We start from the raw sequence: 443 nt of genomic DNA on the forward strand, positions 1-443 counted from the left end.
CCCAAGTTGGCGGCGCTGTTTATACAGACGAAAATGGTACTTATCAATTTCAGGTAGAGGCAGGCACGTACAAAATTAAGCCTCATTTAAACCCCTTTGGTCGCGGCGAAGATTCAAGACCCACCTATCCCTTACCTGATTTTGCAACGGTGTTGTTTGCTGAAGAAAATATTGTTGTTGAGTCTGCTACGGTTCAAGATGTGATCTTGCCAATGGCTGTTTTGAGTGGAACCATTAGCGACAAAAACGGCTCACCAGTTGCCGCTACGCGCGTGACAATTAGCCATATCGCGTATCAGCAAAACGGAAACAGTGACACCGGTTTTTATTTGGAAAGTCAGGGCAAGTCGCCTGCGACCCATGCTTTGAGTGACGCTAACGGTGAGTTTGCATTAGCGCTGTTTACTAATCAAAGTACTGATATTAATTTTGTGCCGCCGCTA

The 443-nt window shown here is 45.8% G+C and carries 1 protein-coding gene; it reads left to right on the forward strand.

Annotation, left to right across the window (positions count from 1 at the left end):
- The coding region (locus tag A3735_RS30745) for a hypothetical protein (RefSeq protein WP_197485823.1) at positions 1 to 443 on the forward strand (443 nt) is incomplete at both ends.

It is taken from the genome of Oleiphilus sp. HI0061, assembly GCF_001635675.1.